Origin of the sequence: Hafnia alvei, assembly GCF_034424155.1 — a bacterium.
In the GTDB taxonomy this organism is placed as follows: domain Bacteria; phylum Pseudomonadota; class Gammaproteobacteria; order Enterobacterales; family Enterobacteriaceae; genus Hafnia; species Hafnia alvei.
The window spans coordinates 4,600,552-4,627,109 of the sequence record NZ_CP139992.1; the positions used below are offsets into that span (position 1 = coordinate 4,600,552).

30 protein-coding genes are annotated in these 26,558 nt (G+C 48.0%); 8 read left to right on the forward strand and 22 right to left on the reverse strand.

Annotation, left to right across the window (positions count from 1 at the left end; all coding sequences use genetic code 11):
- From U0008_RS21240 to U0008_RS21275, 8 genes are read right to left on the reverse strand one after another with little or no spacing between them, the layout of a single operon-like run.
- Window positions 1–1,095: a flagellar basal body P-ring protein FlgI gene (locus U0008_RS21240; protein ID WP_025799649.1), complete on the reverse strand. Its 1,095-nt coding sequence runs from the start codon at window positions 1,093–1,095 to the stop codon at window positions 1–3.
- A gap of 17 nt (window positions 1,096–1,112) precedes the next feature.
- The gene (gene flgH, locus U0008_RS21245) at window positions 1,113–1,778 is read right to left on the reverse strand and encodes a flagellar basal body L-ring protein FlgH (protein WP_043489823.1); all 666 of its coding nucleotides are present in this window, start codon (window positions 1,776–1,778) and stop codon (window positions 1,113–1,115) included.
- Between the two features lie 35 nt (window positions 1,779–1,813).
- Window positions 1,814–2,599 (reverse strand): flagellar basal-body rod protein FlgG, encoded by a 786-nt coding sequence (flgG, locus tag U0008_RS21250; RefSeq protein ID WP_043489825.1) that lies wholly within the window; start codon window positions 2,597–2,599, stop codon window positions 1,814–1,816.
- A 15-nt stretch (window positions 2,600–2,614) separates the two neighbouring features.
- Window positions 2,615–3,346, reverse strand: a complete 732-nt coding sequence (flgF, locus tag U0008_RS21255) for a flagellar basal-body rod protein FlgF (protein ID WP_043489827.1) — start codon at window positions 3,344–3,346, stop codon at window positions 2,615–2,617.
- The gene (gene flgE, locus U0008_RS21260; RefSeq protein ID WP_051874048.1) at window positions 3,318–4,544 is read right to left on the reverse strand and encodes a flagellar hook protein FlgE; all 1,227 of its coding nucleotides are present in this window, start codon (window positions 4,542–4,544) and stop codon (window positions 3,318–3,320) included. The genes flgF and flgE overlap by 29 nt, the downstream gene beginning before the upstream one ends.
- Window positions 4,545–4,599: 55 nt before the next feature.
- On the reverse strand, window positions 4,600–5,295 hold the full coding sequence (gene flgD, locus U0008_RS21265) for a flagellar hook assembly protein FlgD (RefSeq protein ID WP_025799659.1): 696 nt from the start codon (window positions 5,293–5,295) through the stop codon (window positions 4,600–4,602).
- 2 nt (window positions 5,296–5,297) lie between these two features.
- Window positions 5,298–5,723, reverse strand: a complete 426-nt coding sequence (gene flgC / locus U0008_RS21270) for a flagellar basal body rod protein FlgC (RefSeq protein WP_043489830.1) — start codon at window positions 5,721–5,723, stop codon at window positions 5,298–5,300.
- Window positions 5,724–5,745: 22 nt separating this feature from the next.
- Window positions 5,746–6,096 carry a flagellar basal body protein gene (locus U0008_RS21275; RefSeq protein ID WP_025799662.1) on the reverse strand — a complete coding sequence of 117 codons (351 nt, stop codon included), beginning with the start codon at window positions 6,094–6,096 and terminating at the stop codon, window positions 5,746–5,748.
- Between the two features lie 229 nt (window positions 6,097–6,325).
- Between U0008_RS21275 and flgA the strand changes: the two genes are divergently transcribed.
- The 4 genes from flgA to U0008_RS21295 all read left to right on the forward strand — a co-directional run bounded on the left by flgA (window position 6,326) and on the right by U0008_RS21295 (window position 8,313).
- On the forward strand, window positions 6,326–7,018 hold the full coding sequence (flgA, locus tag U0008_RS21280; protein WP_043489833.1) for a flagellar basal body P-ring formation chaperone FlgA: 693 nt from the start codon (window positions 6,326–6,328) through the stop codon (window positions 7,016–7,018).
- Between the two features lie 165 nt (window positions 7,019–7,183).
- A complete protein-coding gene (locus tag U0008_RS21285) occupies window positions 7,184–7,456 on the forward strand; it encodes a flagellar biosynthesis anti-sigma factor FlgM (protein WP_025799665.1) in 273 nt (90 codons plus the stop codon).
- Window positions 7,457–7,465: 9 nt separating this feature from the next.
- Entirely contained in the window at window positions 7,466–7,903 is a 438-nt protein-coding gene (locus U0008_RS21290) for a flagella synthesis protein FlgN (RefSeq protein ID WP_043489835.1), read from the forward strand.
- A gap of 11 nt (window positions 7,904–7,914) precedes the next feature.
- The gene (locus tag U0008_RS21295; protein WP_025799668.1) at window positions 7,915–8,313 is read left to right on the forward strand and encodes an FAD synthase family protein; all 399 of its coding nucleotides are present in this window, start codon (window positions 7,915–7,917) and stop codon (window positions 8,311–8,313) included.
- Window positions 8,314–8,372: 59 nt separating this feature from the next.
- Here U0008_RS21295 and U0008_RS21300 read toward each other — a convergent pair whose 3' ends face one another.
- From U0008_RS21300 to U0008_RS21365, 14 genes are all read right to left on the reverse strand, one after another.
- Window positions 8,373–9,587 carry a sulfatase-like hydrolase/transferase gene (locus tag U0008_RS21300; RefSeq protein WP_121626066.1) on the reverse strand — a complete coding sequence of 405 codons (1,215 nt, stop codon included), beginning with the start codon at window positions 9,585–9,587 and terminating at the stop codon, window positions 8,373–8,375.
- A gap of 3 nt (window positions 9,588–9,590) precedes the next feature.
- Window positions 9,591–10,853, reverse strand: a complete 1,263-nt coding sequence (locus tag U0008_RS21305; protein WP_043489839.1) for an ATP-grasp domain-containing protein — start codon at window positions 10,851–10,853, stop codon at window positions 9,591–9,593.
- Complete coding sequence (locus U0008_RS21310; protein WP_043489842.1) at window positions 10,850–11,977, reverse strand: DegT/DnrJ/EryC1/StrS family aminotransferase; 1,128 nt, start codon at window positions 11,975–11,977, stop codon at window positions 10,850–10,852. Before U0008_RS21310 ends, U0008_RS21305 begins: the two co-directional genes overlap by 4 nt.
- Window position 11,978: 1 nt before the next feature.
- Window positions 11,979–13,058, reverse strand: coding sequence for a glycosyltransferase family 2 protein (locus U0008_RS21315; RefSeq protein ID WP_043489844.1), 1,080 nt, complete (start codon window positions 13,056–13,058; stop codon window positions 11,979–11,981).
- Between the two features lie 84 nt (window positions 13,059–13,142).
- Complete coding sequence (locus U0008_RS21320; RefSeq protein WP_043489846.1) at window positions 13,143–14,258, reverse strand: CDP-glycerol glycerophosphotransferase family protein; 1,116 nt, start codon at window positions 14,256–14,258, stop codon at window positions 13,143–13,145.
- A gap of 33 nt (window positions 14,259–14,291) precedes the next feature.
- Window positions 14,292–15,236 carry a flagellin lysine-N-methylase gene (gene fliB, locus U0008_RS21325; RefSeq protein ID WP_043489849.1) on the reverse strand — a complete coding sequence of 315 codons (945 nt, stop codon included), beginning with the start codon at window positions 15,234–15,236 and terminating at the stop codon, window positions 14,292–14,294.
- A gap of 39 nt (window positions 15,237–15,275) precedes the next feature.
- On the reverse strand, window positions 15,276–16,730 hold the full coding sequence (locus tag U0008_RS21330; protein WP_227660068.1) for a glycosyltransferase family 2 protein: 1,455 nt from the start codon (window positions 16,728–16,730) through the stop codon (window positions 15,276–15,278).
- Between the two features lie 19 nt (window positions 16,731–16,749).
- Window positions 16,750–17,187, reverse strand: a complete 438-nt coding sequence (fliJ, locus tag U0008_RS21335; protein WP_043489850.1) for a flagellar export protein FliJ — start codon at window positions 17,185–17,187, stop codon at window positions 16,750–16,752.
- Between the two features lie 16 nt (window positions 17,188–17,203).
- Window positions 17,204–18,520: a flagellar protein export ATPase FliI gene (fliI, locus tag U0008_RS21340; protein ID WP_043489852.1), complete on the reverse strand. Its 1,317-nt coding sequence runs from the start codon at window positions 18,518–18,520 to the stop codon at window positions 17,204–17,206.
- A complete protein-coding gene (gene fliH / locus U0008_RS21345) occupies window positions 18,517–19,296 on the reverse strand; it encodes a flagellar assembly protein FliH (protein WP_043489854.1) in 780 nt (259 codons plus the stop codon). The genes fliI and fliH overlap by 4 nt, the downstream gene beginning before the upstream one ends.
- A 5-nt stretch (window positions 19,297–19,301) precedes the next feature.
- Window positions 19,302–20,342 carry a flagellar motor switch protein FliG gene (locus U0008_RS21350; RefSeq protein WP_025799690.1) on the reverse strand — a complete coding sequence of 347 codons (1,041 nt, stop codon included), beginning with the start codon at window positions 20,340–20,342 and terminating at the stop codon, window positions 19,302–19,304.
- Window positions 20,317–21,969 carry a flagellar basal-body MS-ring/collar protein FliF gene (fliF, locus tag U0008_RS21355; protein WP_043489857.1) on the reverse strand — a complete coding sequence of 551 codons (1,653 nt, stop codon included), beginning with the start codon at window positions 21,967–21,969 and terminating at the stop codon, window positions 20,317–20,319. Before fliF ends, U0008_RS21350 begins: the two co-directional genes overlap by 26 nt.
- Before the next feature lie 10 nt (window positions 21,970–21,979).
- Window positions 21,980–22,351 carry a flagellar hook-basal body complex protein FliE gene (locus tag U0008_RS21360; protein ID WP_043489859.1) on the reverse strand — a complete coding sequence of 124 codons (372 nt, stop codon included), beginning with the start codon at window positions 22,349–22,351 and terminating at the stop codon, window positions 21,980–21,982.
- Window positions 22,352–22,526: 175 nt separating this feature from the next.
- Window positions 22,527–23,570, reverse strand: coding sequence for a sigma-54 interaction domain-containing protein (locus tag U0008_RS21365; RefSeq protein WP_025799695.1), 1,044 nt, complete (start codon window positions 23,568–23,570; stop codon window positions 22,527–22,529).
- A gap of 728 nt (window positions 23,571–24,298) precedes the next feature.
- Here U0008_RS21365 and U0008_RS21370 point away from each other — a divergent pair.
- From U0008_RS21370 to fliQ, 4 genes are read left to right on the forward strand one after another with little or no spacing between them, the layout of a single operon-like run.
- Window positions 24,299–25,120, forward strand: a complete 822-nt coding sequence (locus U0008_RS21370) for a FliM/FliN family flagellar motor switch protein (protein ID WP_226930032.1) — start codon at window positions 24,299–24,301, stop codon at window positions 25,118–25,120.
- Complete coding sequence (gene fliN / locus U0008_RS21375) at window positions 25,113–25,529, forward strand: flagellar motor switch protein FliN (protein WP_043489861.1); 417 nt, start codon at window positions 25,113–25,115, stop codon at window positions 25,527–25,529. The genes U0008_RS21370 and fliN overlap by 8 nt, the downstream gene beginning before the upstream one ends.
- Window positions 25,526–26,281 (forward strand): flagellar type III secretion system pore protein FliP, encoded by a 756-nt coding sequence (gene fliP, locus U0008_RS21380; protein ID WP_025799701.1) that lies wholly within the window; start codon window positions 25,526–25,528, stop codon window positions 26,279–26,281. Before fliN ends, fliP begins: the two co-directional genes overlap by 4 nt.
- A gap of 2 nt (window positions 26,282–26,283) precedes the next feature.
- Window positions 26,284–26,556: a flagellar biosynthesis protein FliQ gene (gene fliQ / locus U0008_RS21385; protein WP_025799703.1), complete on the forward strand. Its 273-nt coding sequence runs from the start codon at window positions 26,284–26,286 to the stop codon at window positions 26,554–26,556.
- The last annotated feature ends 2 nt before the right edge of the window (window positions 26,557–26,558 follow it).

A 26,558-nucleotide genomic window follows, 5' to 3' on the forward strand; every position in this document is an offset into this window, starting at 1 on the left:
TTAAATAACCACGAGTTCAGCGTCTAACGCGCCTGCTTCGTGTAATGCCTGCAAGATAGCCATGGTGTCATCCGGCGCGGCGCCTAAGCTATTGATGGTGTTTACGATGCTACGCAGGCTGGTGCCTGCGGCAACGGTCACCATCTGGCCTTGGCCTCGGTTCACATCAATATCGCTTTGTGGTGTAGTGACCGTCTCACCGTTGCTGAAGGCATTAGGTTGGCTTACGTTGCGGCTTTCGCGAATGCTGACGGTTAAATTACCGTGAGAAACAGCGGCAGCCCGCACCACAACGCCGTCGCCAATCACTACCGTTCCTGTTCGTGCGTTAAACACCACGCGAGGCGGCTGTTTACCGGCGTTAATCTGCACGTCTTCCAGCATCGACATAAAGGCTACGCGAGCGCCTGCGTCCTGCGGCGCTCGCACCACGACGTTGGTCGCACTTTGCGCCGTGGCAGTATTCGCACCAAAGGCCTGATTCAGCGCCACGGCAACGTTGTTTGCCGTTTTAAAGCTTGGACGTTTCAGGTTCAACGTAACCAGATTACTCACCTGAAAATCGCTAGGAATTTCACGCTCAATCGACGCCCCGTTCGGTACGCGTCCAACGGTTGGCGTGTTCATGGTGATACTGGAACCGCTATCGCCTTCGGCTTTAAAACCGCCGACCACCACGTTCCCCTGTGCCAATGCATAAACTTCGCCATCGGCACCGCGCAGTTGAGTCAGCAGCAACGTACCGCCGCGCAAGCTTTTGGCATCACCGATAGAGGAAACGGTGATATCAACAGACTGCCCGCGTGCATACATCGGAGGCAGCGTGGCGCTAATTGCCACCGCCGCCACGTTTTTCACTTTAGGGTCAATCTTGGCCGGTAGCTGTACGCCAAACTGACGCAGCATATTGGTGACCGATTGGCTGGTGAACTTCACCTGATTTTTGTCACCGGTGCCGTCTAAACCCACCACCAAACTGTAACCAATCAGTTGGTTACCACGAACGCCTTGCACATCCACCAGCGAGCCTAATGGCTGCGCCAATGACATTGAACTCCACAGGAGGGCGACAACCAGCGTAAGGAATCTGCACATGTTGAACATCTCCTGAATTAAATAGGGAACAGCGGATGGTTAAAGATCCGCGTCAGCCAACCGGCTGAGTTGGAGTCACTTAACGCACCACGGCCTGCATACGAGATACGCGCGTTCGCAATGCGCTGCGACGAAATGGTGTTATCACGCTCGATATCATCGGTTCGAACCAATCCGGTGACGCGCATATATTCATCGCCCTGATTGAGGGTCAGCCACTTCTCGCCGCGCACCACTAAAACCCCGTTAGCCAAGATTTTATGTACCGCCACGGTGATAGAACCGCGCAGCATATTTTGCTGAGCGGAAGAGGCATTGCCGTTAAAGGAGCGATCCGCACCGATAGAGCCACTCAGCTTATCTACTGAGTGGCCAAAGGCTTCCGGTGCGGCAATAGACGCATCATTCTTCTTGCCGAAGTTGGTGCGCGCCTGTTTGCTAGACTGCGTAGACTCATCAAGTCGTACCGTCAGAATATCGCCCACGCGGTATGCACGGCGATCCTGGGTCAGAGACCAGTTGTAACCGGCGTTGTATAGCCCGCCACCCTGCACTGCAACCGGCTGCTGCAGTATTTCCTCTGGCGGCGCATAGGCCGCATCATCCTTGTGAACAAGCAGCGCAGGGCTTTCACAACCCGCTAGCGCCATCAACAGGACACACATCAACATCTGCTTTTTCATAACGTTCTTCGCTTTACTCTTTCACCAAGCCGCCGTTACAGCGACTGAGTGACAAACTTCAACATATCATCTGCAGCCGAAACCATTTTCGCGTTCATTTCGTAGGCGCGCTGAACGGTGATCATGTCGACCATCTCTTCAACAACCTGTACGTTTGAACCTTCCAATGTTCCCTGCTCCAACTGTCCAAGGGCATCTTCACCCGGTACGCCTTCTACGGCTTCGCCACTGGCCGCCGTTTCGCGGTAAAGATTGCCGCCTACCGCTTCTAAACCGGCCGGATTAACAAAATTCACCAGCGTGATTTGCCCAAGCTCTACCGGATCGGCCTCGCCGCCCACGGTTGCAGACACGGTGCCGTCTTTCGCAATCGACAGCTCTTTGGTGTTAGCCGGAAGCTCAATCGCAGGCACTAACGGTAAACCAGCGGCGTTAGTCACCACGCCGTCGGCGTTAACCTGTAGGTTGCCCGCACGCGTGTAGGCAATATCACCGTCTGGCGTTTCTACTTGGAAGAAGCCTTGGCCCGTAATCGCCACGTCCATCTGCTGCTTGGTGATCTGCATGCTGCCCACGGAGAACTCTTTTTGAGTCCCCACGATTTTCACACCGGTACCGTACTGAATGCCGGTTGGAGCCACGTTGTTCTGATCAAGCTGCGCGCCTGGAGCTCGCTGAGTTTGGTAGAACAGATCGTCAAACATCACGCGGTCGCGTTTAAACCCAGTGGTATTCACGTTCGCCAAGTTATTGGAAATGGCGCTCATTTTGGCGTCTTGCGCTGCAAGGCCGGTTTTGCTGATCCATAAAGCTGGATTCATGATTTATTCCTTAATTTAGCTGCCACGGATCAGTCGATTACCGGCCGTCGCCAAATCTTCTGCGGCTTTCATCATCTTGATTTGGGCTTCAAACTGGCGGTTCAGCGCAATGCTGGAAACCATTTCGCTAATCGCTGAAATATTGCTGCTTTCCAGATGTCCGGCAGCGATTTCAACGGCATCGCTGCGTGGGTTATTCCGCGTGGTGCTCACCAACAAACCGTCCGCGTCTTTTGAAAGCTGATCCGCAGGAATATCCACCAGTTTGATGCGATCGACATCCATGGCAGCATTGACGTCACCATCTTGCGGAACAATCGTAATGGTGCCGTCATCGCCAATGGAAAGATCGGAAAACGGCGGTAATACCACCGGGCCGGTTTCACCAATCACGGGGCGGCCGTTAATGGTTAAATCGCCTTCAGGGCTGACATCCATCTGACCGTTGCGGGTGTAAACCTCGCGGTTGCCGTTACCCACGGCAATCAGGCCATTGCCTTTAATGGCTATATCCAGCTCACGTCCGGTATCTCTCACCGCACCCGGCGTCATATCCACCCCGCTGTTTTGCTCCTGCACCAGATAGCGCGAGTCATAGCCCGACCCCGCCACCTGCTGTGATAAAGCGCTTTCTAAGTCACCACGAAATCCGCTGGTGTTCACGTTCGCCAGATTATTCGAATGAATCTGCTGCTGTGACAGGCTGCGGTTAGCGCCGCTAACGGCGGTATAAATTAAGTGATCCATTAGACCCCGACATCATGCTGTCATTGGTGCTGATAACTTTAGTGTTAGCCTGATAGTTACGCTGCGCGGTCATCAACCCTACCAGCTCGGCGGTTAAGTCGACGTTAGATTCTTCCAATGCACCCGCTTTAATAGAACCCAACAGGCCTGAACCTGGTGCGCCGGTCAGCGGTGTACCCGATGCAGAAGTTTGCGCCCACGTAGTACCATCTTGTGAAGCCAGTCCATCTGGGTTGGTAAAGTTGGCCAAAATCAGCTGGCCTTGCAGCATGCGTTCGCCATTTGAGAAGGTGGCATAAACAAAGCCTTCTTCATCAATCTGCTGACCCGTTTTTTCACCAGAGGCGTAGCCATCACCTTTGTTTTTGGTTACGGAGAAATCAGAACCAAATTGGGTCGTTCCCGCGTAGTTCAGCTCAAGGTTCAGATCTTCAGCGCCAGGTATAGACAGTGAAATATCAACGGCTCCATTGGGTACTTCCATCACGCCCTGAGCGCTAAAGGAAATCGTCTGGGTAGCCCCTTTCGTTGGGTCAGTCGCATCGGGAACAGGCTCACCATCCATGTAGTAATGGCTGGTCCAAGTGTTATCTGCGTTCTTCACAAAATACTGCGATAACGTGTGCTCACGGCCCAAAGAGTCATAAACCTGCGTGGTGTAGGTATTGTTATATGAAGAGCTGTCTTTCGGATCTAACGGCGTGACCTTAGGTACTTCGGCGTTAGCATCCAAGTTAGCCGTGAACTCCAGCCCGTTGGTGGCTTTGGCGGGAATCGCACCGCTGCTAATATTCAGATTACCCACGTTACCCACCTGCAATACGCCGTTGGCATCAACCGGATAACCTTGCAAATTCATACCCTGACGATTGACCAGATTCCCGTTGGTATCTGTACCGAAATACCCTGCGCGGGTATAGGCTTCAGTACCTGCGCTATCACGCACCACGAAGAAACCGTTACCTGAGATCGCTAGATCCAGCGCGCTTGAAGAGGCCATGATATTACCGCCACGGGTAATACTTTGCGTGATACCACTCACGCCCACGCCCAGCGGCTGGGACTGTGCGTACAGCGCAGAGAACTCCGCACGGCCCGACTTGAAGCCCACGGTGCCGGAGTTAGCAATGTTGTTACTGATAGCGCTAAGCTGCTGAGTGATGGCGTTCAAGCCCGAAGTTGCGATACTAAAGCTCATAAAATCTTTCCTGATCTAAATTGGGTTAGTGTTCGAAAGTGTTCCGTTTTCGAAATTACGCTTTGCGAGTGTCGGTATTATTGGATGGGCTATTCATCCCAAACTGGCTGATGTAGTTATAAGGAACCTCACCCAGCCCAGCGATATTCAGCATGGTGGCACTGCCATCCAATGGAATACGCACATTGTTAACCACGCCACCCACTTCAATTGGAACCGACTCTTCACCGGTATCCGTCACCACGCTTAGCGTGTACTTGCCTTCGGCAAGGCCCAGCTCTTTCGGGTCAATTTTAAAATCAACCTGTCCGGCTTCCTGCTGGCCTAGCTCAATTTTGTGCTCGGTACCGGCTTCATCTTTGACGTACACCGTCACCACGCCTGCGGCGTGATCCAGTGACAGACGACCGTCGATGACCGTACTGCCGTCAGTTTCGATTTTGTCGGTCTGAACCATCACCTTCTGCCCTACTAAGTTGCCGGTAGACAGGGTTTGCAGGTTATCCATCAACACCGCATTGTTTTGCATCAGCGCAGACATGGACTCCATCGACTGCACCTGAGACAGCTGCGCCAATTGGCTAACGTATTCGGTACCATCGGTTGGGTTCAGCGGATCCTGGTTTTGGATCTGCGCAACCAATAGCGTCATAAACAGGTTGTTCATGCTCGCGGCGCTGTTATCGTTACTGGCAACACGGCTGTTATTGCTAGTTGTATCCGTATAACTCTGCGCGTCATTGACGTTCATGCTTAAGCTTCTCCAAGTCTCAGCAGGCTCTGCTGCATACTTTTCACACTGTTAAGAACTTCGACGTTAGTTTCGAAGCTACGGGATGCCGACATCATGTCCGCCATCTCTTCCACGACGTTGATGTCAGGATAAAAGACGCAACCCTGATCGTTGGCCATGGGATGATTCGGTTCATAGCGCTGCACTGCGTTACCGGTTTCAACTACGTCCATGATTTGGACACGAGCGCCGGCCAAGGCTTTGTTGTCCATCAGCTCGCTGTTCTGATACACCGCGGCAAACACTGGGCGGCGAGCTTTATACACGGCCCCCTCGTTGTCCGCTGGCGACTCCGCGTTCGCCAGATTACTGGCGATGGTGTTCAGGCGAACGGTTTGCGCCGTCATTGCTGAACCCGAAACGCGATAAATATCCGTAAATGCCATTGTCCGTTGTTACCTAAATCAATTACTTACCGTCAATTGCCTTTTTAAGACCCACAAACTTCATGTTTAAAAACGCTAAGCTGGTTTGGTAATCCAGCGCGTTTTTCGAGAACTCAGCCTGCTCAACGTCCAGAGCAACCGTGTTGCCATCGCTAGCGGGCTGATAAGGCACGCGATATTTGAGTTCTGCCGAGTTATTCGTCGAAAAGTTCAAACTCGAACGTTGCATCTCAGCGGCAAAATCAATATCTTTAGCCTGAAAGTTTGGGGTGTCGACGTTAGCTAAGTTCGCCGATAACAGCTCTGCTCGGGAAAGTCGAAGCTGTACCGCCTGTGGATGAACACCTAATGCCTTGTCAAAACTTAAGCCCACTGAAACTTCCTCTCATCACGTCGTTGTAAAATGTTGTTTCTCTGTCATTTACTGCTGTCCGCTACTGATATAGCAATTACCATGCCAGAGTTATAACAATATGATTTTTAAACAAGTTACGTCTAAAATTAGCCATCCTAGGAAACGTTCTTTCCTTCCGCAGCATGCCCTTGTCCGAGCTCTCGTGGTTTTCGGGCTGTGTACCCTTCCGCTCGCCTCAGGCTGGGCGATGAAAGAAACCTCCAAGCCCAGCACATCTAGCGCTCGCAAGCAGATTTATGCCCTCGCGGTAGAAGTGGCCACGGCCGATATCAATCGCGAGGCCAAACGTAAAAATTGGAAAGATTTCAACGCGAAAATGAACGTGTTTATTCCGTCGGAGGTCAGCAGCTATCGGGTTTGTTCCCAGCCATTGCAGGCCGCGCTGCCGACCGGAGATACACGCGATCTGAGCCGTCTGCGTTATGACATTCGCTGTGAAGATGCCAACGGGTGGGAGGTCGATGTAACCGTGAAGCCGGATATCTATCTGCCGGTCATTGTGGCGAAGAACACCCTTGAGCGCGGTGCGGTCATTTCCCCTTCTGACATCGAGTTAAAAAAACGCAATATCTCCAGCAGCCGCGCGGGGGTTATCACCAATCCTGATGAAGTCGTGGGATTAACCGTGAAACGCCGTATTCGCGATTTACAGCCTATTAGTCCAGCCCAGCTCGATCAGCCCATCATGGTCGATCGCGGCCAGCGCGTCGTGATGATTGCCGAACAAGACGGCATCGAGGCTCGCACCATGGGCGAAGCAATGAAAAAGGGTCGTAAAGGCGACATGATCAAAGTGAAAAACGAAAGCAGCCAGCGCGTGGTCAGCGCCGTTGTCGACAATATGGGCGTTGTACGAATGCTTTACGCACCGGGTCAGTAAAGTTTTTGCACGGATAATTAAGTTTTGCCGTTGGCTGGTCGCTATAGTTGGGTATGGAAGGAAGACTTCCGCCTCTAGTCGATAATCTAAATCGATAAGCTAGTGGTTAACCTTGCGCAGCCAGACAGAAAATGACCAACGGGATGCCCGTTTCGGAGAGATGCAATGAAAGTAACTTCAACCCAGTACAACCTGACTCAGGCCGTCAACAATACTGCAAACACGAAGAGTGCCAATGCAGAGTCTGCGACCCCCTTACGTGCTCAGGCCACCACACCGGTTGATCCCGTGCTGGGTGAAGCTCAGGGGCAACTTGCGGCCATGCCGGAAGTGGATATGGATCGCGTTAACGCGATGAAAGACGCCATCAGTGCCGGCAAAATTGACATCAATCTGGACGAACTCACGCTCGCCATAGAGAAATATTACAAAGGATAGAAAGGAAATATGACTACGCCTGCGCAAAAGGTTAATACGCTAATTCAAGATATCGTCAGCGATCGAAAGATCTATATTGAGCTTATCGGCCAGCTCGAAAAACAGCGCGCATACATCATTGCGCGCAACGCCGACGATCTCAGCACGCTCAACCATGAGCTGGTCGAAAACTACCAGCGTCTGACAGAAAGCGCGCAAAAACGGCATGACATTTTACAGTCTCTGGGCGTTGCCGGAGGACGTAAAGGCATCACCGATCTCTTTGCTCGCCTGCCTGAACAGCATCAGCCGAAGGTTAATGCACTGTGGGCAGACCTTGAGCAACAGGCCAGACGCTGTAAAGAGATCAATGAACGCAACGGCGTGATGCTGCACATGCAACAGGAAATTGTGAATAACCTGATTAACGTCGCCCAGCCAGAAGCTTATTTGTATCAGGAAGGGTGAGAGCACCTATAGTGAAAACTATCATCACATTTGGCACTTTTGATATCTTCCATGTCGGCCACCTTGCGATATTACAGCGAGCAAAAGCGCTGGGTGACCGGCTTGTTGTAGGTGTTTCATCCGACCGCTTGAATCTACAAAAGAAACAGCGTAATCCCATCTATTCTGAGTCCGAAAGGATAGCTATCCTTCGTAATATTAAAGATGTTGATGACGTTTTTCTTGAAGAGTCATTGGAGGAAAAGGCTGAATACATCCAGAACTATCGAGCCGATATATTAGCAATGGGTGATGATTGGGAAGGACACTTCGATCATTTTCGCGATATTTGTGAAGTCGTTTACTTCCCACGTACACCGTCTATTTCAACCACAGAAATTATTGAAATTGTTCGATCTGTAAGGCGCTAAGCAGCCCTAGAAATAGCGACGAGAAACATAAACTCGCCGCTCTATTTCCTATCATCCAGCTATCTTGACTGTGTAACTACACGAGAGTTCTTCTCTGCAATTCGCTCATCCAAGCGGGCGCGTAAATCGCAATAATTCTCTTGGATAACACGATGACAGTTTTCCCCTAAAAACCGAGTTATATGGGGATGCGGTCCACCTAGACGACCTTTACCCAAGCGCTCAACATTTAAACGTTTTTCACCAGCTTCTGATTCAACAAATAGGGATAAAAGATCAAACTGATTAGCAGTATCAGCCTGCCAAGCAAACATTTGATACCCCCCATTGGAATACAACAGATGAAAGAAATCTGACGTTATAGAATAGCCTTTATGCAGTGGACTTTCTGATGAAGACTCAGGCTGCTGACTAAATAAATTACGGCTAAAGCAATATTTTCTTTGCCCGGACAAAGCTGAATACGAGGGAGTTTGGGGAGTATCTAAATAAGGCAGGCCTATGAGGTCAAGCGTAGTTTGCTTCAAATCTGTCAAGCTCACAAGATGGTTAATATCTTGATTTACGCGGCTAGGATCAAATATGAATGCAGGTGTATGGACTAGAGAGGTATAAGGCTCAATTGAGTGGGCAAAACCACCGTTATAACCATGATTCCAAAAATCATCTCCATGGTCACCAAACCCAACAATGATCGTATTCTCCAACTGCTGATGCTTTATTAGCAACTGAAGGATATGGCCAATTGTGTTATCCATACTTTTATAACCAAGTTGCCAGTTTTCAAAACTATGCTGCCCACTGCGTTTAATCGCATCGGCATAGCAGAGATGGCTACTCAAATTCCAACAATAGAGAGCAAATGGCTGTGTTTTATCTGCCACGATCTCCTCTGCCTCAGCCAACATTTCTATTGATGAGTCGTGCCAGTGAAATGACTGACTGCGACTCCACACAGAATCCACACTAGCCCAACTTTTAGGATAACCAATACCTTGGGTCTGATAGCCAAACATCTGTAGCTGATCAAATAGTGTATCGCTTGTACGATTAACGGAAATCCCTTCCTCTAAAGCAAAGTTGTGCTCTAAAACATCATCATCGCCATGGACCAAATCACTCAGTGCCATAATTGATGATGTAGCCGTAGATATAAAATTATTCATCCGTAATGATCGGCTATATATGGAGTTCAAGCATGGGAACCATTGGCGATGCCCGTAAATTGCATGATTAAGACTTTCCAAATGAATATAAACAAGGTTTTTTTTCATAATTTATTCCTTTAGTAATAGCTCAATCATGCTGTTGTCAAATGTAGGGATACCTAATGCACTAGCAACTTCTTTGCGCTCAGAAAAACTGTCATCAATAAATATAGATTTATCAGCAGAAATGAAATCTGATTTCCTCTCTCCATTTGTCAGGTGGATGATTTCATCAAAAATCACATTTAATCTAAGCTGAAGCAATAAATGGTGAATATCTCCGCGATGCCTAGTGATTAAATATATTCTTTTACCCTCATTACGACATTGGTATAACAATGTAATTAATGGCAAACACACCTTGCCACGGAGGTACAAAGTATCATCAAAATCCACATAAATATTGTTATACTCAAGATTGTATTTATATCTATTACTCAAACCACGACTAACGCTAACCTCACCAGAAAGTATCGATATATGGAAATCTTGATTTAGATGCTCATAAAGCGATAGCAATGGAAAATTAACTCCGCGCACTCGGTTTAATGACATGGTTCCAGCAACTCTAGGGGCAACCTCAAGCAAGGTAAGAACACCATCAGCACTATATTTCATCTGAAAAAACCATGCGCCATAGAGCCCTAGTCTATTACCAATACACTCTGCTATGGCTTGAATATTTTTAATTGAGACCGTAGAAGAACTCATAGCAATACCACTACGGATCCGTCCTCGCTGGCGTGCCTGAGAAAAAAGCAAACCTCGCTTACGATCAGAAAAACAGTCAACTGTAAATTCATCACCAGGTAAGTATTCACATATAATCGCATCAGGTGTAATGCGTAATACGTGTTCTAAATCCTGATAATTATCTACGCGTACAGCACCTTGCGCACCTTGACCACGGTCAGGCTTAACAAATACTGGCCAGCTTGGAATTTTTGATTCGCTATAGACATTTGGGACAGAAATTAAACCGGCTAATGCCAAATATGTCGATCGTTTAGAGCGTGTAATACGGCATGTCTCCACACTAGGAGCAATAACAGCCGCACTAAATTCTTTTCGATTTTCAACCAATGCTAATAATACGTCATCATGGGCTGGATAAATAAAATCAATTTTATTACTTTTGATAAAGTCAGATAACTCGGCGATCCATCCCTCTTGCTCAACCATCGGCAAATAGGCATACTCATAATCATAAAACTGAGCATGATTGTCATAATTAGCTCCGGCTAAAAAGAGTGTGACATCCTTACACCAACGGAGCGATGACCATATTTCACGCCCAATTTCTGTACCCGCAGGGAAAATTAATACATTCATTGAATAGAAACCAATTCAATCACACGCCAAATTTCATCATCAGTAAGATCTGGATATATAGGTAAACAGATAACCTCGTTAGCTAATCGATTTGCTACCGGAAGGTTATGGCGATTTGAGCTTGAATAACCTTGATACATCGCTAACTCTGAAATCAATGGGTAGAAATATCTGCGTGCTAAAATATTATTTTGCTTTAGCTTTTCACAGAGTTTATCTCGACTCAAAGGGTAGTCTTTCTCAATAAAAATTGGAAAATAACTACAATTATGCCGTATCTCACCCCACTCAGGGGCCAGTCTTATACCTTTAATATTCGATAAATTCTCTCGATATATTTTATCAAGATACTGACGACGCCGAATACCTTCATCAATATGCTGCAACTGTAGTAACCCAAAAGCAGCCTGTATTTCATTCATCTTGCCATTTAAACCCGGTGCAACAACGGTCACTTCATCAGCAAAACCAAAATTTTTAAGAAAATCGATTCTTTTTTTTGTTTTGGCATCAGGGCTAATAATTGCTCCACCTTCAAACGTATTAAAAACTTTAGTTGCATGAAAACTTAAAACTGACAGATCGCCATGACGCAAAATTGATCCACCAATATCCTCTACAGCAAAGGCATGTGCTGCATCGTAAATAGTTCGCAAACCATATATGTCAGCAATATTGGCTATCGATTCGGTGTTACATGCTCTTCCGTAAACATGTACGGGCATAATTGCACTCGTATTTGGCGATATTGCCTGTTCAATCAAATTAGGGTTCAAATTGCAGCTGTCAGGTTCAATATCAACAAAAACCGGCTGTAAATGATTCCATAAAAGGCTATGAGTCGTTGCCACAAATGAATAGGGCGTGGTAATAACCTCTCCCTTAATTCTTAGTGTTTGCATCGCTACGATAAGCGCAATAGTCGCATTCGAAAATAGCGATATATATGGGATACCTAAATACTCGGCTAATAATGCCTCTAGCTTCTGATGAAATGGTCCATTATTTGTTAAATTCTTAGTTTGCCAAATCTCTTCAAGCATAGGCATAAATTCAGCCAGTGGTGGCATTGACGGCTTAGTCACCGTCAGTAAAGAGAGATCCTTTGAAGAGGAATCAGACATATTAATATCCCTTCAATTTCTCAAGAGCACTTTGATAACAAGGCTGTGTTTGAAACTCTTTAATTCGTGATTCCATATCCTGTATTAATATTTCCAACTCTATTGGCGTATTTAACACTTGGCTTGCGATACCATATAAAATAGGAAGCACGCTAAGGCGTTCATCGCAATAGCTTATAGATAACAATAAATGTTTTTTCATTAAAGCTATTTCATTGTTCTCTAAAAATATGCAAAAGAGTAAATAATGTAGTAGTGAATCATTTGGTCGCTCAAGCAGTAACTCATTAATACTTTCATGCGTGGGTTTTTCATGATTAGCATAGTGCTTCCAACGCAGCGCCATTGCATCTGGCCACTCCGGCTCATCACACCAAGACTCTAATATCATCATTCTATTACGATACATTAAGGTATTTTTGTCTTGTCGATACCATGTGTTATTATCATGCCGACGATAATAAGCGACCGTCCGAGGATCACAAACAAACGGTCCAATTTTTGCTAACCGCAAAAACATATCCCAGTCTTCCTGCACCAAGTCTGGATGGGAACGCTCTAGCTCTACATAAGACGAACGGCGAATTAGCGAGCCAATATATAAGCCACAATTACCATTCACTAACAGACGTGAAAAAGCATCTCCATTAATAAAAAAATTTGGGTATGGAGCCAATTTCCCATCAGACGTCAGAACCTCAATGCCGCCGTAGCAGAGTGTACAGTCAGGATTAGCTTCTAGCAGGCCTACCTGACGCTCTATTTTTTCTGGCAAAATCAAATCATCTGAATCAACAACAGCAATATATTTTCCACTAGCACAGTTCATGGCCTGGATAATTGGCTTCTCACCTTGCTTGATCTTGTCTGTATAATAATTATCTTTACGCTCTATGAATTTTAACCCATGTTCTATTTGATATTTTTTAATTATTTTTTGAGAGCCATCGGTAGAGGCATCATCAACAACAATGACTTCAATATTTTTCCAAGTCTGCGCATAGATGCTATCTAAAGCAGAGCCGATAAACTTAGCGTGGTTAAAACTTGTGACAATTACGCTAACTAATGGCGTATTCATAAAAAAGAACATCTCCTTCACAGACTTCAAAATAGGTTATAGACTCAGATAGATATTTTCTTATAACATTGAAAACAACAAACGTTAATGAGGGAACAATTTCTGTCGTAAACTAAGTAAATACAAATTAGTCTGTCTATTATTTATCGCTAGATCGCAAATAACCTTAGCCGCACGCACTCCCGCTAACCCATCCTGAAACTCATCACAATAATATTTTTGATAATGCGCAATTTCATCATCAGCACGGTGATATTTAACTTCTGATTTTAAAACATGAAGCAGAGATTCTAGATCGCCCGCTGTATGCAAATAGTCACGAGCCTTTTGCTCAGCGCTATCCAGCGTTGTCAGTGTTTGATTATTTCTAATCATCTTTTTCATTCCGCTCCATTCCAGCAGGCATGTTTTCTTGCCAGCCTGAATGGAGTCAAAAATGAATCCACTGTTATCAGTTAAGACAATATCAGCTGCTGCTAAAAGGCAAAATGTAGGAACACCATCAACCAAATAATCACTCAAATAGCGCTGAGCCAAGGCTAATGCAGCGCTATCAGACTGTCGGAAACGTGTTCCATGATGGAGCTTAACAATAAGGTTCACATCATCTGTTAGAGAAGCCAGTTTTTCTGCCCAGTGAGAGACGGAACTTAAATCACCATAGGTTGGTGCATATAGCACCGTTGGGCGAGACTTATCGCCCTGTAATGCCTCAACTAGCACCGAGTCATACTTATGATGATACCAATCATCAAACTTAGGATTTCCCACCACAACAGCCGTATCGAAAATGTTTAGACGCTCTTGAGAATAGCGCCCATAGCATAAAATAGAGTCATAAAACGTATTCCACCACGCATGTCCCCATACATCTTTGGCTAAACCATACATCGCTCTAACGTGAAACTGTGCCCGTCCATGTAAGATTGGAGAATAATATGGGCTAACCATGCAGGTCACCGCTAGCCCTTCTTTATGCATCTTACTGATTCGCAGCAAGCCGAGATTTTTATGCTGAGGAAGCGTTTTAATATAGGTGGTCATGTCATTGAGGAAGCTTTCCTCCATCAGGTCATTGATCACCAGATAACAAACATTGTTACTCTCTAACAAAGCCAAAATAATGTTTTTATAAACATCATAGTGAAAAGCTGTTTCCATAAAAAAACCGATGGATATAGGCGCTGTTTTTTTTGTCATTTGTCCTTCCTCAATACCAACTAGCGCACTGGATTAAATAAGCGCCAAACCCGTCAGCAAACTGTAATCCGCAGTATGATCGGCATTGAACTGGGCTGTTTCCGTTGTCTGCCATGCAAAATAGGCGCTGAACAGCGTCACCACGTTTTCTTCGGTTAATTGCTCGTTATCGGTTAACCACATCGCGCACAGCATTTTCAGGCGGAAGAAATGGCGCACCAGTGCCAAGAATGATTCGCCATAGTTCTTGGCATCGATGCCAGGGAACACGTGGTGATATAGGCTATACAGCAGCGCATTGCGCAGAATATGCGGCTGTTCTGTAAAGAGAGTTTGGGTCTGCCAAGCGGCCTCCAACTCCTGCAAGCGTTCTGCTAAGCGTGCCGGTTGCATAATGCTTAGCTCACTGAGTTTCAGCATCATCGGCATTTTTTGCGGTAAAGGCAGGTTCAGATTCAAACGCAGCGCGCCCATTCCTTGCAGCGCCTCAAGTCGGCTCTCAACAATCGGCGGCAACATCCCCAGTTGCTGCTGGAGCACATTTTGATCGGCCAGCAACATCAGCTGTTCACCCATGGAAGCAATCTGCTCACAGGACTCATCGCCTTGCTCTGACAGAGTTTGCGCCTTGCTCAGCAGCACGCCGATGGCATACAGGCTGCACTCCAAATTCATGGCACGCTGAATGGTTAAATTGATGCACTGCTGGTTCACCTGCTCCAGCCACGGGCTGAGAGCCTCTTTCGCCATAGCCTGTGTTTGAACCGGATGTAGCACAAAAGCCTCAGGGTTGAGCAATGTCTCACGCACCGCGCTTTCACAGCCCAGCATCAGGCTTTCACGCTCTTGATTCTGGAAGCGTTGAGTGACTCGCGGATATTCGCCCTGCTCGGCTTTACACTTAGGGCAGTTGCACGTTTCCTGAAGAGCCACAAAACGAGCCACATATTCAGGCTGATAACTTTCAATCAGTTGCATTTCAATCTTCTCCAGAACAGCGCGCTTACGCGCTGCTCTTTACTTAGGTTTTCTAAAGAACCAGTGAGTGCAGTCAATTTCTTTATCCTGCAAGTAATCCCAATCACGGTTCAGGTAAGCGAAGCTGGGGTGAAATGCCAGCCAGCAATGTTGTTGCATCAGCTCTTTCCAGCGCATATCCATGCGTGCGGCTTTGGGTTCAGCACCCGCTTGCAACGAGGTTAAACATTCACGGTAGTGGGTCAGTAATATATTGAAATAGCTGCTATTAACGGCATACGCGCAGCCACAAAGCGCGTCATAAACTCGGCCAACCGACGGCAAGCTTTCCATCAGGTGCATCTCAAAATGCTTAGCGCCTAACAGCACGACGTTCCATTCGATATTGGGCAACGCTTTGAGCAAACCGTTGACGTTGGTGACCGTGTTTTCTTTTTTCACAAACTGGATATCGGCATCCAAAATCAATACGTTGCGCCATTCCTGCTGTTGCGCCTGCTCCAGAACATGGCAATGCGTGGTGAGCTCTGAAATTTCTCGCGTTGATTCAATCCGCTTAGGCAAACACACCAGCCGTTCAGAAGGAATACCAAACGCCATCAGCGCCTGACAGCGATCGGGCAAGTCGGCTTCGCACGCAGGATCAAACAGCACCACCACTTTCTCAAAGCATTCCCAGTAAACAGGCTGAGTCGAAGGCGTTAGGCTTAGGCGGCGGTAGTGCGCCAGCAGATTAGTATCTTGAACGAAGTCTTCCAGCGTCAGATCAACCGGTTCACAGCTCGACATGATGTAATCTTTGTCATAGGTGTTAGCGCTGTGCGATACACACAAAATGGCGCGCTTAGGGTCGATTTGTAAAACCGGCGCGGTAAAATTATTCAGAAAGCCCTGTTCTTCAGCCAGCATCGCGTCATGCTCATAACGATGCTTTCTCAGAAACTTTTTGTGATAGGCAAACGTACCGTTGAGCGCATGATTTGGCCCAAAAGGATGAGTGCGATAGATTTTATTGAGATGGCTGTACCAAACGTAGATCTGATCGGAACCTGAAAACAGCGCGTTGTTACGCTGCAGTTCATCCACCTGATAAGAGATTTTTTGCGGCGAATAGTAGTCATCATCGTCGAAACAGACGATATATTCACCTTTAGCCAGATCGTTAAGCATGTTGCGCTTTTCACCCAGCATCAGACGGCGATCGCTGTGAATATAGCGTACGTTCTCCATGCTAGGGTCAACCAGCATATCAACCAGATCTTGGCTGCTGTGTGGCGAATCATCCACGATGATCAGTTCACGGCGATCGGCGGGGTAATCCTGATATTGATAGATATAAAGCAAGTAGGGTAAAAACTCGCGGCGGTTGTAGCTCGGACACACCACGCTCACAAAAGGCTTTTCGCCTTCAATCCGATGACTGCCCTGGCGTTGGAGCAGATGGTTCATCAAATTCGACGAGGTATTTTTTTTATTATTCAGTTTGTTATTCACACTTATGTACCGTATCTGATTAACGTGTCGCGGCCTGACGGCGCAGCCAGCACTGGGTCGAGATCGCATCAGTCACTTTTTGCGCCTGTCGCTCACGTTCACGCACCACGAAATCACGGCGCTGTTCGAGTACCAACTCCACGCTTTTCTCACGGCGCGCTTCATGGACTAAATCTGCCTGTAGCTGCTTAGCCTGAATATCCGCCAGTGCCTGTTCCTGTCTCTGCCATTCGATCACGCGTTGAATGTTTTTCTTATAGCCAGACTGATTATTCATCAGCAGTGCCGAACTCCCCTGTAGCTGCGGCACTCCGGCCGAAAGCTCGGTAAGTGCGGCAATATTGCGTTCATAGCGCTGGCAAAGCTGCTTCTGCGAAGAGAGCTTCCCGCTGATGTCCTGTACCGCACGGTTACGCAGTTGGCGCAGCTGTTCCAGCGTTGAAATCATCTTGCTCATAGGGATACCTATCGGGTTAAGCCTGTGCCAGAAGGCAAAGATCGCTGATGGTGCCGTTAAGCAGCGCGGCGTCTGAGACTTCCTGCTGCAAGAAATTGTGGATTGCCGGGGAGAGTTTTACCGCGCGATCGGCCATGGGATCGGCTCCCGCCACGTAGCCACCAAGGGGGATCAGCGGTTTGATGCTCATGTATTCGGCATACAGCTGTTTGAGGGTGCGAGCTGCTCGCTGGTGATCGCGCTGCGTCACCTGACTCATACAACGGCTGATTGACTGACCAATATCGATAGCCGGATAGTGCCCTGCTTCTGCTAAATGACGAGACAAAACGATATGCCCGTCCAGCACCGCTCGCGCGCAGTCCACGATCGGATCTTGCTGGTCATCACCTTCGGCTAGCACCGTATAAATTGCCGTCATGGTGCCCGCGCCGGTGCTGTTGCCTGCGGTTTCCACCAGTTTAGGAATGATGCCAAACGCCGAAGGCGGATAGCCTTTGGTTGCCGGAGGCTCGCCCAATGACAGCGCAATTTCACGCTGCGCCATCGCATAACGGGTGAGTGAATCCACCAGCAAGAGTACGTCTTTGCCTTTGTCGCGGTAGTAACTGGCAATAGAGTGGCAAAGTTCGGTAGCTTTGATACGCATCAGCGGCGATTCATCCGCCGGCGCCGCAACGATCACGGATTTCACCATGCCTTCAGCGCCCAGCGAATTATCAATAAACTCTTTCACTTCGCGGCCACGTTCGCCGATTAACCCAACCACCACCACTTCTGCTTGGGTATAACGGGTGATCATGCCCAGCAGCACGCTTTTACCCACGCCGCTGCCGGCCATCAGACCGACACGTTGCCCTTTGCCGATGGTGAGCAAACCATTGATAGCGCGCACGCCAACGTCTAATGGCTCTTCAACCGGACGTCGCGTCAGCGGGTGAATTTGCGCAATTTGCTGAGGCAATAAGGTATCGCCACCAAGTTTGCCCTTGGCATCCAGCGGTTCACCTAATCCATTCACCACGCGGCCTAGCCACTGATCGCCAATCAATACGCCTTCATCTTTTTCAGCCGGAAATACGCGCGCGCCCGCAATTAAACCGACGGGGTGTTTGAACGGCATCAGGTAAGTGACATCGCGGTCAAAACCGACCACCTGCGCATCCATCAACTCATGTTCGGTGCTTTCTACGCGGCAAAGTTGCCCCACCGCTAAGCGGCAGCCAACACACTCCAGCAGAATGCCGTTTACTCGCACCAAACGACCGGCCACGCGTGCCAGATTGATGTTTTCAATGGATTTTAGCGCCTGCTCAAAGTCGGTATTTATCATGCAACTAGCTCATCAGCGGTATCAGGCAATAAACTGCTTTGCAGCACGTCCATGCACTGATCGAGGCGATGCTGGCAGCCAACATCCATTTCGGAGGTGTCTGTCACTACCCGACACTCACCCGGTGCCATATCCGCATCCGCACACAGTCCCCACTCGCGCGCCTTATCAGGCTCGGCTTCGCTAATGCGGCGGAATTCTTCAGGGTTGAGATACACCTTGAGCTGATCGGGGATCTGCGGCAGGCTGCTGAGCGCTTCTTCCACCAGCGTTAATAGCTGGGTTGGCTGTAACGTCAGCTCGCAGCGGATCACCTGACGTGTCACTTTTTCTACCAGCTGTAATAGCTCTTCACGACGGCGAAGTTCATAGCCATCAAGATAACGCTGTAGCTGAGCGGTGAGAGAATCAAGCGGCTCAGCGGCATCGATAAATTGCTGTTTTCCAGCCAGTTTTCCTTCGGCAAAACCTTTGCGCATTCCCTCTTCAAAACCCGCATTCGCGCCTTCCTGATAGCCTTCCTCTTTGCCTTCTTCCAGACCCTGAGCAAAACCACGGTTCAATCCGTCCTGAAAACCATCCATCAGCTGCTTTTGATATTCTGCTGGATCGAGCGCCTGCATTACGTCGCCGCTTTCGCCCGCTAAGCCATTGGCTTTCTGCCAGCTTTTCCGCAAAGGCGGAAACTTATGCTGGCGTGGAACGGCGCTTTGACGCGCAGCGGAACGGCGGCTATTGAGCGGTGCAAAAACTGATTTTTGGTTTTCTTTATGCATGACCGTTATTCCACCGTTTGCTCAGCGAAGAGCTGTACCTGAATTTCGCCATCTTCAGCCAGCGAGCGCACAGAGCTCATGATCTCTTTACGAACCTGTTCAATACGGCTAACCGGCACTGGGCCTAAACGGGCCGTGGTGCTTTGCAGCAGTTGAACCTGACGTTTTGGCATTACGTTGAAAATGGACTGACGTAAAACGGTTTCGGTGCCTTTCAGCGCTACCGCCCAATCTTCAATCGGAATTTCATCCATCAGACGCTGCAACGTGGCGGTGTTTTGACGGCTAAGAATGAAGAATTCGTACATTTCATCTTTCAGCTCATCCACGACTTCTTCGTCACGCTCACGCAATTGGTCTAACAAAATTTGCTGATTAGAAGGAATACGGTTCACGATATTTGCCGCATGCTTAATACCGGTGACCTTCGAACCGTGTTCTGACAGCACGGCAACGCCGCGTTCAATCAGTCGATCCAGTTCATCAATGACGTCGCGGTTCACGTCATCCAGCTTAGCGATGCGGTAAACCACTTCGTCCTGACGCTCTTCAGGCAGGTAAGTCAGAATGCCAGCCGCCACTTCCGGCGGCAGGAAAGCCAAGAACACGGCCTGTAACTGCAAGTGCTCTTGCTCAATCAGCGCGGCCAACTGGGGAATATCTACCCACTGCAAACGCGCCATGCGATAGCGAATTTCATCGCCATAAATACCGTTGATCACGCTGCGGGCGATTTCACCGCCGAGTGATTTTTCCAAGATCCCTTGCAGGTAAGTTCGCGAAGCACCGTTAATGCCGCTTTGTTCCTGATAATCTTGGAAGAAGTTATTAATCGCCTGACGAGCGTGCGCCACCTTAACGCCGTGCATACGCGCCATGGTTTCGCTGATGCGAATCACTTCCTCACGGCTGAGTTTTTGCATCACGGTCGCCGCTGCTGCTTCGCCAATGCTCAGCATCAAAATAGCGGCTTGTTCTATGCGGCTACGTTCGCTGTTGGCGTTCGAACCGATTCGACTACTATTGTTTTGTGCCATCACGCTCATTGCTGTTAATCCATTGTTTCAATACTTCAGCCACTCGCTCGGTTTCACGTTGAGCCAGCATTTGCATATATTCCACCTTGGTCTCCAGACCGGAGCTTTGCGGCGGCAGATTGTTGTCTTCTTGGAAGGCGATGGCATTCGGGAGCCCTTGGGTGAGCCCCTCATCCGTCGTCACCATATCTTTTTCAAGTAGCTTGTTATCTGGCATTTCATCAGCGATGGCATCAACGGTCACAGGATCACGTACCTGACTGAATCGACGCGCAACCGGACGCACACCAAACAGCACGGCGAGCAGAGCCAAGAAGCCGATTCCGCCCATCTCACCCCAGCGCTGAATAGCGGGATCTTGCCACCACGTCATGACCGGCATGTCGATATCGGCCGGTGCCGTAAATGCCATCATGTCGAGCGTGAGCGAGTCGCCGCGATCGCGGCTGATGCCGGCCGCATCTTCAATTAATTTAGTGAGGCCGGTAACCTGAGTTGGCGTCCATTCGGCTAACGCCGGAGCCGCTTTATTCAGCACAATGGCGACCGTCATTTTTTCCAGCTTGTATCCCGGATGACGGATATGACGCACGTCGCGATCGTAGGCGTAATTACGTTGAGCCTGATTGCGCGTGGAGAGTGCCTGTTGGTTGTTCGCATCGGCAGGAGCAGCGCCTGCCGCAGGCGCTGGCGGAGCCGGACGGTTACTCAAGGAACCCGGAACGCCCATCGCTAATTCGTTGGTGGTGTTTTCCTGATTCACGCTTTCATTGCTGATGCGCGGATCGCCGCCCAGACGTTCCTGCGTTTCTTCAACGCTGCTCATATCAACCTGTGGCACGACGCTGATACGGTAGTTGGAAGTCCCCACCACGGAGCTCAGCAGGTTAGCAATATTCTTTTCGGTGTCGGCTTTTAGACGGTTGATCACGTCGTTGCCCTGACGGATACCGGCAATGTTGGAATTACCCGCTTGGAAGCCTTCAGACAGCAAAGCGCCGTTCTGATCGACAACGCGCACGTTAGCGACTTTCATGCCGGGAATGCTACCGGCAACCAGTTGCACAATCGCCCCAACCTGCTGATCGTTCAGCTCTTTGCCATAGCGTAAACGCACCACCACGGAAGCGCTGCTGTCGGGTTTATTGCTCATCACAAACGAACTGGATTCCATCAGGCCGAGATGCACGCGCGCATGCTCAACCGGATCTAACCCCATGATGCTTTGCGCCAACTCACCTTCGAGACTGCGTTTGTAGCGAACGTTCTGGATAAACTGGCTGCTGCCCAGCATCTCCTCTTTATCCATCAGCTCGTAGCCGCTTGGCATTACCGCCGAAATACCTTTGGCTGCCAACGCCATACGGGCTTTTGGCAGACTGCTTTCATCAATCAGGAGTTGGCCGTTATCAGGATTGATACGGTAAGCAATATTCTCTGCCCCCAGAACTTCAACCGCCTGTGAAACCGGTATGTTTTCCTGAGAGCCAAATAGCGCGACATAGCCCTGATTGCTGCGCCATAAAGAAATGACAATAGCGCCGGTCAGCACAACGGCTGCGGCGCCAATCATCACCATATTTTTATTGATACCCTGCGGCAACGCGGGGATTTTTGCTTTGATTTTGTTTAACACTGACTAACCTTTAGAGGGCGATATTCATAACTTCGTCCAGCGCCGTGGTGAGCTTATTGCGCACCTGCACCATGGCAGAAAAGGCCACGCTGGCTTTCTGGCTTTCCAGCATTGCGCCGGTTAAATCATCACTTTGGCCGGTATCAATCGCCGTTTGTTTCGCGCTGGCAACATGCTGCATTTGATCGACATGGTTGATGGCGTTATTCATCACCTGACCAAAAGAAACAGACTGCGGCGCGGAAGAGAACAACGAGGTATTCGCTGGTGCAATAGCCATGTTTGGCGCAATGCCCGCCGACGCTGCCACCGCGGTTTGCTGCATGCGCTGCATCATTTGCATTTGCGACGCTGGCATACCTAAACCTTCAATCTTATCCATCACTTATTTCCTTTATGGGGTGAGCGACACCTTGCCAACACCCTCCCAACCTCCCCCTTCTCAGGGGGAGGAGCCGATCAGGGTTTTCGCAACCTACGTGAACGGTTCCCTCCCCTGCGAAGGGGAGGGTTAGGGTGGGGATGAATGACAAGGCCAGCTCACCCCAGCTTCGCAATTACGAATAACATTCCACATCAATGCCTTCATCACGCATTGAGGCGAGTCGGTAACGCAGCGCACGCGGCGTAATACCTAAAAATTCGGCTGTTTTAGATTTGTTACCTTTATGGCGTTTCAGCAGATCGACGATGTACTGGAATTCCGCCATACGGCCGTGCAGCTTCACGTTACGCATAGCAGGAACGGCACCGCTTGCCGAAACAGGCGCGTTTTCATCATAGGCAGGCAACATCGGCATTCCCGGTGCGGCTGGAATGGGTGTGGCGGCTAGGCCAAAATCGCTGCCTTTAATCACGCCGTTATTACTCAGAATCAGTCCGCGCTGAATAACGTTTTCTAATTCACGTACGTTGCCTGGCCAGTTGTATTGCAACAATGCCTGACGTGCTTCATCAGTCAGCTGAGTTTTACCCGCATGGAAAGCCTGATATTTTTGAATAAAGCGTAGCGCCAAAGGAATAATATCTTGGGTGCGCTCACGCAGCGGTGAAATATGTATAGGCACCACGGATAAACGATAGAACAGATCCTGACGAAAACGCCCTTCAGCAATCTCAACTTGCAAATCTTTATTGGTTGATGCAATTAAACGAATATCAAGAGGGATACGTTTATGGCTACCTAAACGCTCAACTTCCTGCTCTTGTAATACACGTAATAATTTAGCCTGTAACGAAAGTGGCATATCTCCAATTTCATCAAGCAATAAAGTTCCACCGTTAGCCTGTTCGAATTTACCTGGAACGCTTGTCACTGCACCGGTAAAAGCCCCCTTCTCATAACCGAATAAAATAGCTTCCAGCATACTTTCTGGAATCGCTGCGCAATTTACGCCGATATAAGGTGCATTTTCACCAAGGGCATGATGATGAATGTACTTAGCCACACACTCTTTACCCGTACCGGTCTCACCCGTAATGAGTACGGAAACATTAAAGTTGGCCACGCGACGGGCTAATGAAAATACGCTAACACTGGATGGCGCATTAGCAATAAATCCGTTCTCATTGTGAGATTGGTGATCGACGATAATATTCATGGTGTATTGCAGCCTCTATAAACCGAGAGTGGCCTACATATAATATGTAGGTATCTTCATACCGTATTAATGTGTGCTGCAAAGGTGATAACGACAGAGTATTTTTCTCTATACAAGCAATGACACATTAAAAGAGAGAAAATATTAAAACCTCTCTTTGTTACCGGTAATTCATTCTACTTAACAATTATAAAACATATTTACAATCTAGTTGTATCGCCTCATGGATAATAAACATAGTTATTAGTTTACTTAGGTGACGATTCAATAAAACGGAGTATATAGATACCTTAATCATTGTCTTGTTTTTAATGAGTATTAAAAAATAAAGACTTTATAATCAATAAGATAAAAAGTTATTAATGGGTATTAATCTAATATAAATAATAGATTAATAAGCCAACACCCCTTGTATAGAAAGTGGAATGCAGGTTTAATCCTATTCCCGTGAAAAAGGATGTGTTGTGAAGATTGTCGAGCGTTATCGGTTTAGAGTTGTAGCTCTCAAATAAATAGTACGACTCACTGAAATCATAACTTAAGTAACAAATGAATTTTTTTACACATTTTTTGGCAAGCACTATTCGAACCTTGATGTACCCAAGATATTTCACGACTCAGGGTATGACTGAAGAAGCTTAAGCTGCCAGAAGAAAGTCACACTTGGAATAAAAATGCAGCCTTCAGCAAACAGAATCAGAATACACAACAAAAACCAGCATCCTGACTTGGTTAAGCTGGAAGTGAATAAGCTTGGACGTCCTTATCATAAACTGCCTAAGATTATGAATGACTGCTTTGACATCCTAGATGCCAAGCTGAGTATTTATTTCTTGAAGAAATACCGTGTTAATGTCGCGTTAAATAAAATGACATTTAAAATGGACTGTAATTACAAGAACGCGCAAATTTTTTCTACGCCTTATGGAAATATTGCATTTGATATCGACCGTATTTTATTGCTCGATATTCTTCACGATTATTATGGCCTAAGCAAAGACAACACGCGTCTATCTCCTGATTTAGAACAACCTACAACAAAAACAGAAGAACGACTAAAAACAAAACTGGCGCAAGAATTAACGCAATTAATTATCAATCAGGAAACGTTTGGTGAATCATTAGAAATAAAAAATGATTACTCAACGGTAATTAGCCAGTGGTCTTATTGCGTGACGTTTTGGTTAGAAGGCTACGAGAAAGGGGGGTTCTCTATTCTATTAGATAACCATCACGTGGATAAAATGCTATCTAATATGCGTGGGCCAATCGAAGAAACTCAGCCGCGTGAAAATATTACCCCTGCTCAAATTGAACGCATGTTTTATGGTTTACCGTTGAAACTGAATGGCCGACTGGCGAGTTTAAATCTAACGGTTTCCCAATTATTAAATATTGAAGCTGGCGATGTCATTCCTATTTCGTTGAATGAGCAGCTTCCTATCTTTATCGGTAAAGAGCAGATGTTTAGCGCCGTGGTAGCAGAAGACCGCGGCAAATTGTTCTTGTCTGAATTCAACGATAAAACCACCGAGATGAACTATGAGTGATCAACAAACCGACCTGGCGCAGGATCTTAACTTCGACGATTTCAATCTGTCTGAAGCCCCTCAGACTGATACGACAGAAAGCCAGAATCGCGACAGCGCTCCTCGCTACGATTTGCAACAGGACAGCAACGTCGAAAGCCCGCTAGATAAGATGCGCAAAATGTCGCTCTTTAGCCGCATACCTGTCACGTTGACCTTAGAGGTTGCCTCCGTAGAGATTTCTTTGGCTGAGCTGATGACGGTTAACAACGATTCCGTGATAGAACTCGACAAGCTCGCAGGCGAACCGCTGGATATTAAAGTGAACGGCATCTTGTTCGGTAAGGCAGAAGTCGTGGTACTTAATGATAAATACGGCCTGCGCATTATCGAGTTCAACAGCAAAGACTTAGGCGAGCTGGCACGATGAATCGCCTGATCCGCTCCGGTGGCTTAACGCTACTGCTTACCATCGGATTGCTTTTCTCTCCGCTGCTGCTTGCCGCAAACGGAGACGTGACGCTATTTAGCACCGCAGATAACGGCGGCGGTCAGGATTACAACGTCAAAATTGAAATCCTGATCCTGATGACCTTGCTTGGCCTGCTGCCAATCATGGTGCTGATGATGACCTGCTTCACCCGCTTTATTATCGTGCTGGCCATTTTGCGTCAGGCGTTAGGTCTACAGCAAAGTCCACCCAATAAAATCCTGACCGGCATCGCGCTGGCCTTAACGCTATTGGTTATGCGTCCAGTTTGGACCACGGTCTATAACGATGCCGTGGTGCCCTATCAAAGCGATCAGATCACCATGAAAGAAGCATTGGTGAAGGCTGAAGCGCCGCTGAAAAAATACATGCTGGCGCAAACCAGCCAAAAAGCGATGGCGCAGATGATGGGCATTGCACAGGTGACCGGAGCGGCCGAAGAGCAGGATCTGACCGTAGTGACGCCAGCCTATATTCTGAGCGAGCTTAAGACCGCGTTTCAGATTGGCTTTATGATCTACATTCCGTTTTTGGTCATTGACCTGATCGTCGCCAGCATTCTGATGGCGATGGGTATGATGATGCTATCGCCGCTGATCGTCTCACTGCCGTTCAAGCTGATGCTGTTTGTACTGTGTGACGGGTGGACGCTTATCGTCGGTACCCTAACCTCTAGCGTGCAGGGATTATAGCCATGATGACGATGGACGTTGCTGGCGACATCATGGCCAGCGGTATTCGCCTCGTGCTGATGATCTCTGTAGTGGCGATTATTCCCAGCCTGTTGATTGGCCTGTGCGTGAGTATTTTTCAGGCCACCACTCAGATTAACGAGCAAACTCTGAGCTTTTTACCCCGTCTGGTTATGACGCTACTGGTGCTGATCTTTGGTGGAAAATGGATGCTGACTCAGTTGTCCGATTTCACTATCGATATTTTCCACCAAGCTGCGGTACTGGTTGGATAAAT

Excerpts from the sequence above, each read along its gene's own strand:
- U0008_RS21285 (WP_025799665.1), top strand. The coding sequence starts at position 7,184 with ATGAAAGTAACTTCAACCCAGTACAACCTGACTCAGGCCGTCAACAAT.
- fliH (WP_043489854.1), bottom strand. The coding sequence starts at position 19,296 with ATGCATAAAGAAAACCAAAAATCAGTTTTTGCACCGCTCAATAGCCGC.
- U0008_RS21360 (WP_043489859.1), bottom strand. The coding sequence starts at position 22,351 with ATGGATAAGATTGAAGGTTTAGGTATGCCAGCGTCGCAAATGCAAATG.
- fliP (WP_025799701.1), top strand. The coding sequence starts at position 25,526 with ATGAATCGCCTGATCCGCTCCGGTGGCTTAACGCTACTGCTTACCATC.
- U0008_RS21240 (WP_025799649.1), bottom strand. The coding sequence starts at position 1,095 with ATGTGCAGATTCCTTACGCTGGTTGTCGCCCTCCTGTGGAGTTCAATG.
- fliN (WP_043489861.1), top strand. The coding sequence starts at position 25,113 with ATGAGTGATCAACAAACCGACCTGGCGCAGGATCTTAACTTCGACGAT.
- U0008_RS21315 (WP_043489844.1), bottom strand. The coding sequence starts at position 13,058 with ATGAATACGCCATTAGTTAGCGTAATTGTCACAAGTTTTAACCACGCT.
- flgD (WP_025799659.1), bottom strand. The coding sequence starts at position 5,295 with ATGAACGTCAATGACGCGCAGAGTTATACGGATACAACTAGCAATAAC.
- fliJ (WP_043489850.1), bottom strand. The coding sequence starts at position 17,187 with ATGAGCAAGATGATTTCAACGCTGGAACAGCTGCGCCAACTGCGTAAC.
- U0008_RS21305 (WP_043489839.1), bottom strand. The coding sequence starts at position 10,853 with ATGAATGTATTAATTTTCCCTGCGGGTACAGAAATTGGGCGTGAAATA.
- flgA (WP_043489833.1), top strand. The coding sequence starts at position 6,326 with ATGAAAGAAACCTCCAAGCCCAGCACATCTAGCGCTCGCAAGCAGATT.
- flgE (WP_051874048.1), bottom strand. The coding sequence starts at position 4,544 with ATGAGCTTTAGTATCGCAACTTCGGGCTTGAACGCCATCACTCAGCAG.
- fliI (WP_043489852.1), bottom strand. The coding sequence starts at position 18,520 with ATGATAAATACCGACTTTGAGCAGGCGCTAAAATCCATTGAAAACATC.
- U0008_RS21300 (WP_121626066.1), bottom strand. The coding sequence starts at position 9,587 with ATGAAAAAAAACCTTGTTTATATTCATTTGGAAAGTCTTAATCATGCA.
- U0008_RS21290 (WP_043489835.1), top strand. The coding sequence starts at position 7,466 with ATGACTACGCCTGCGCAAAAGGTTAATACGCTAATTCAAGATATCGTC.
- U0008_RS21365 (WP_025799695.1), bottom strand. The coding sequence starts at position 23,570 with ATGAATATTATCGTCGATCACCAATCTCACAATGAGAACGGATTTATT.
- flgG (WP_043489825.1), bottom strand. The coding sequence starts at position 2,599 with ATGAATCCAGCTTTATGGATCAGCAAAACCGGCCTTGCAGCGCAAGAC.
- U0008_RS21350 (WP_025799690.1), bottom strand. The coding sequence starts at position 20,342 with ATGAGCGTGATGGCACAAAACAATAGTAGTCGAATCGGTTCGAACGCC.
- fliB (WP_043489849.1), bottom strand. The coding sequence starts at position 15,236 with ATGCAACTGATTGAAAGTTATCAGCCTGAATATGTGGCTCGTTTTGTG.
- flgC (WP_043489830.1), bottom strand. The coding sequence starts at position 5,723 with ATGGCATTTACGGATATTTATCGCGTTTCGGGTTCAGCAATGACGGCG.
- flgH (WP_043489823.1), bottom strand. The coding sequence starts at position 1,778 with ATGAAAAAGCAGATGTTGATGTGTGTCCTGTTGATGGCGCTAGCGGGT.
- U0008_RS21310 (WP_043489842.1), bottom strand. The coding sequence starts at position 11,977 with ATGTCTGATTCCTCTTCAAAGGATCTCTCTTTACTGACGGTGACTAAG.
- U0008_RS21320 (WP_043489846.1), bottom strand. The coding sequence starts at position 14,258 with ATGACAAAAAAAACAGCGCCTATATCCATCGGTTTTTTTATGGAAACA.
- flgF (WP_043489827.1), bottom strand. The coding sequence starts at position 3,346 with ATGGATCACTTAATTTATACCGCCGTTAGCGGCGCTAACCGCAGCCTG.
- fliQ (WP_025799703.1), top strand. The coding sequence starts at position 26,284 with ATGATGACGATGGACGTTGCTGGCGACATCATGGCCAGCGGTATTCGC.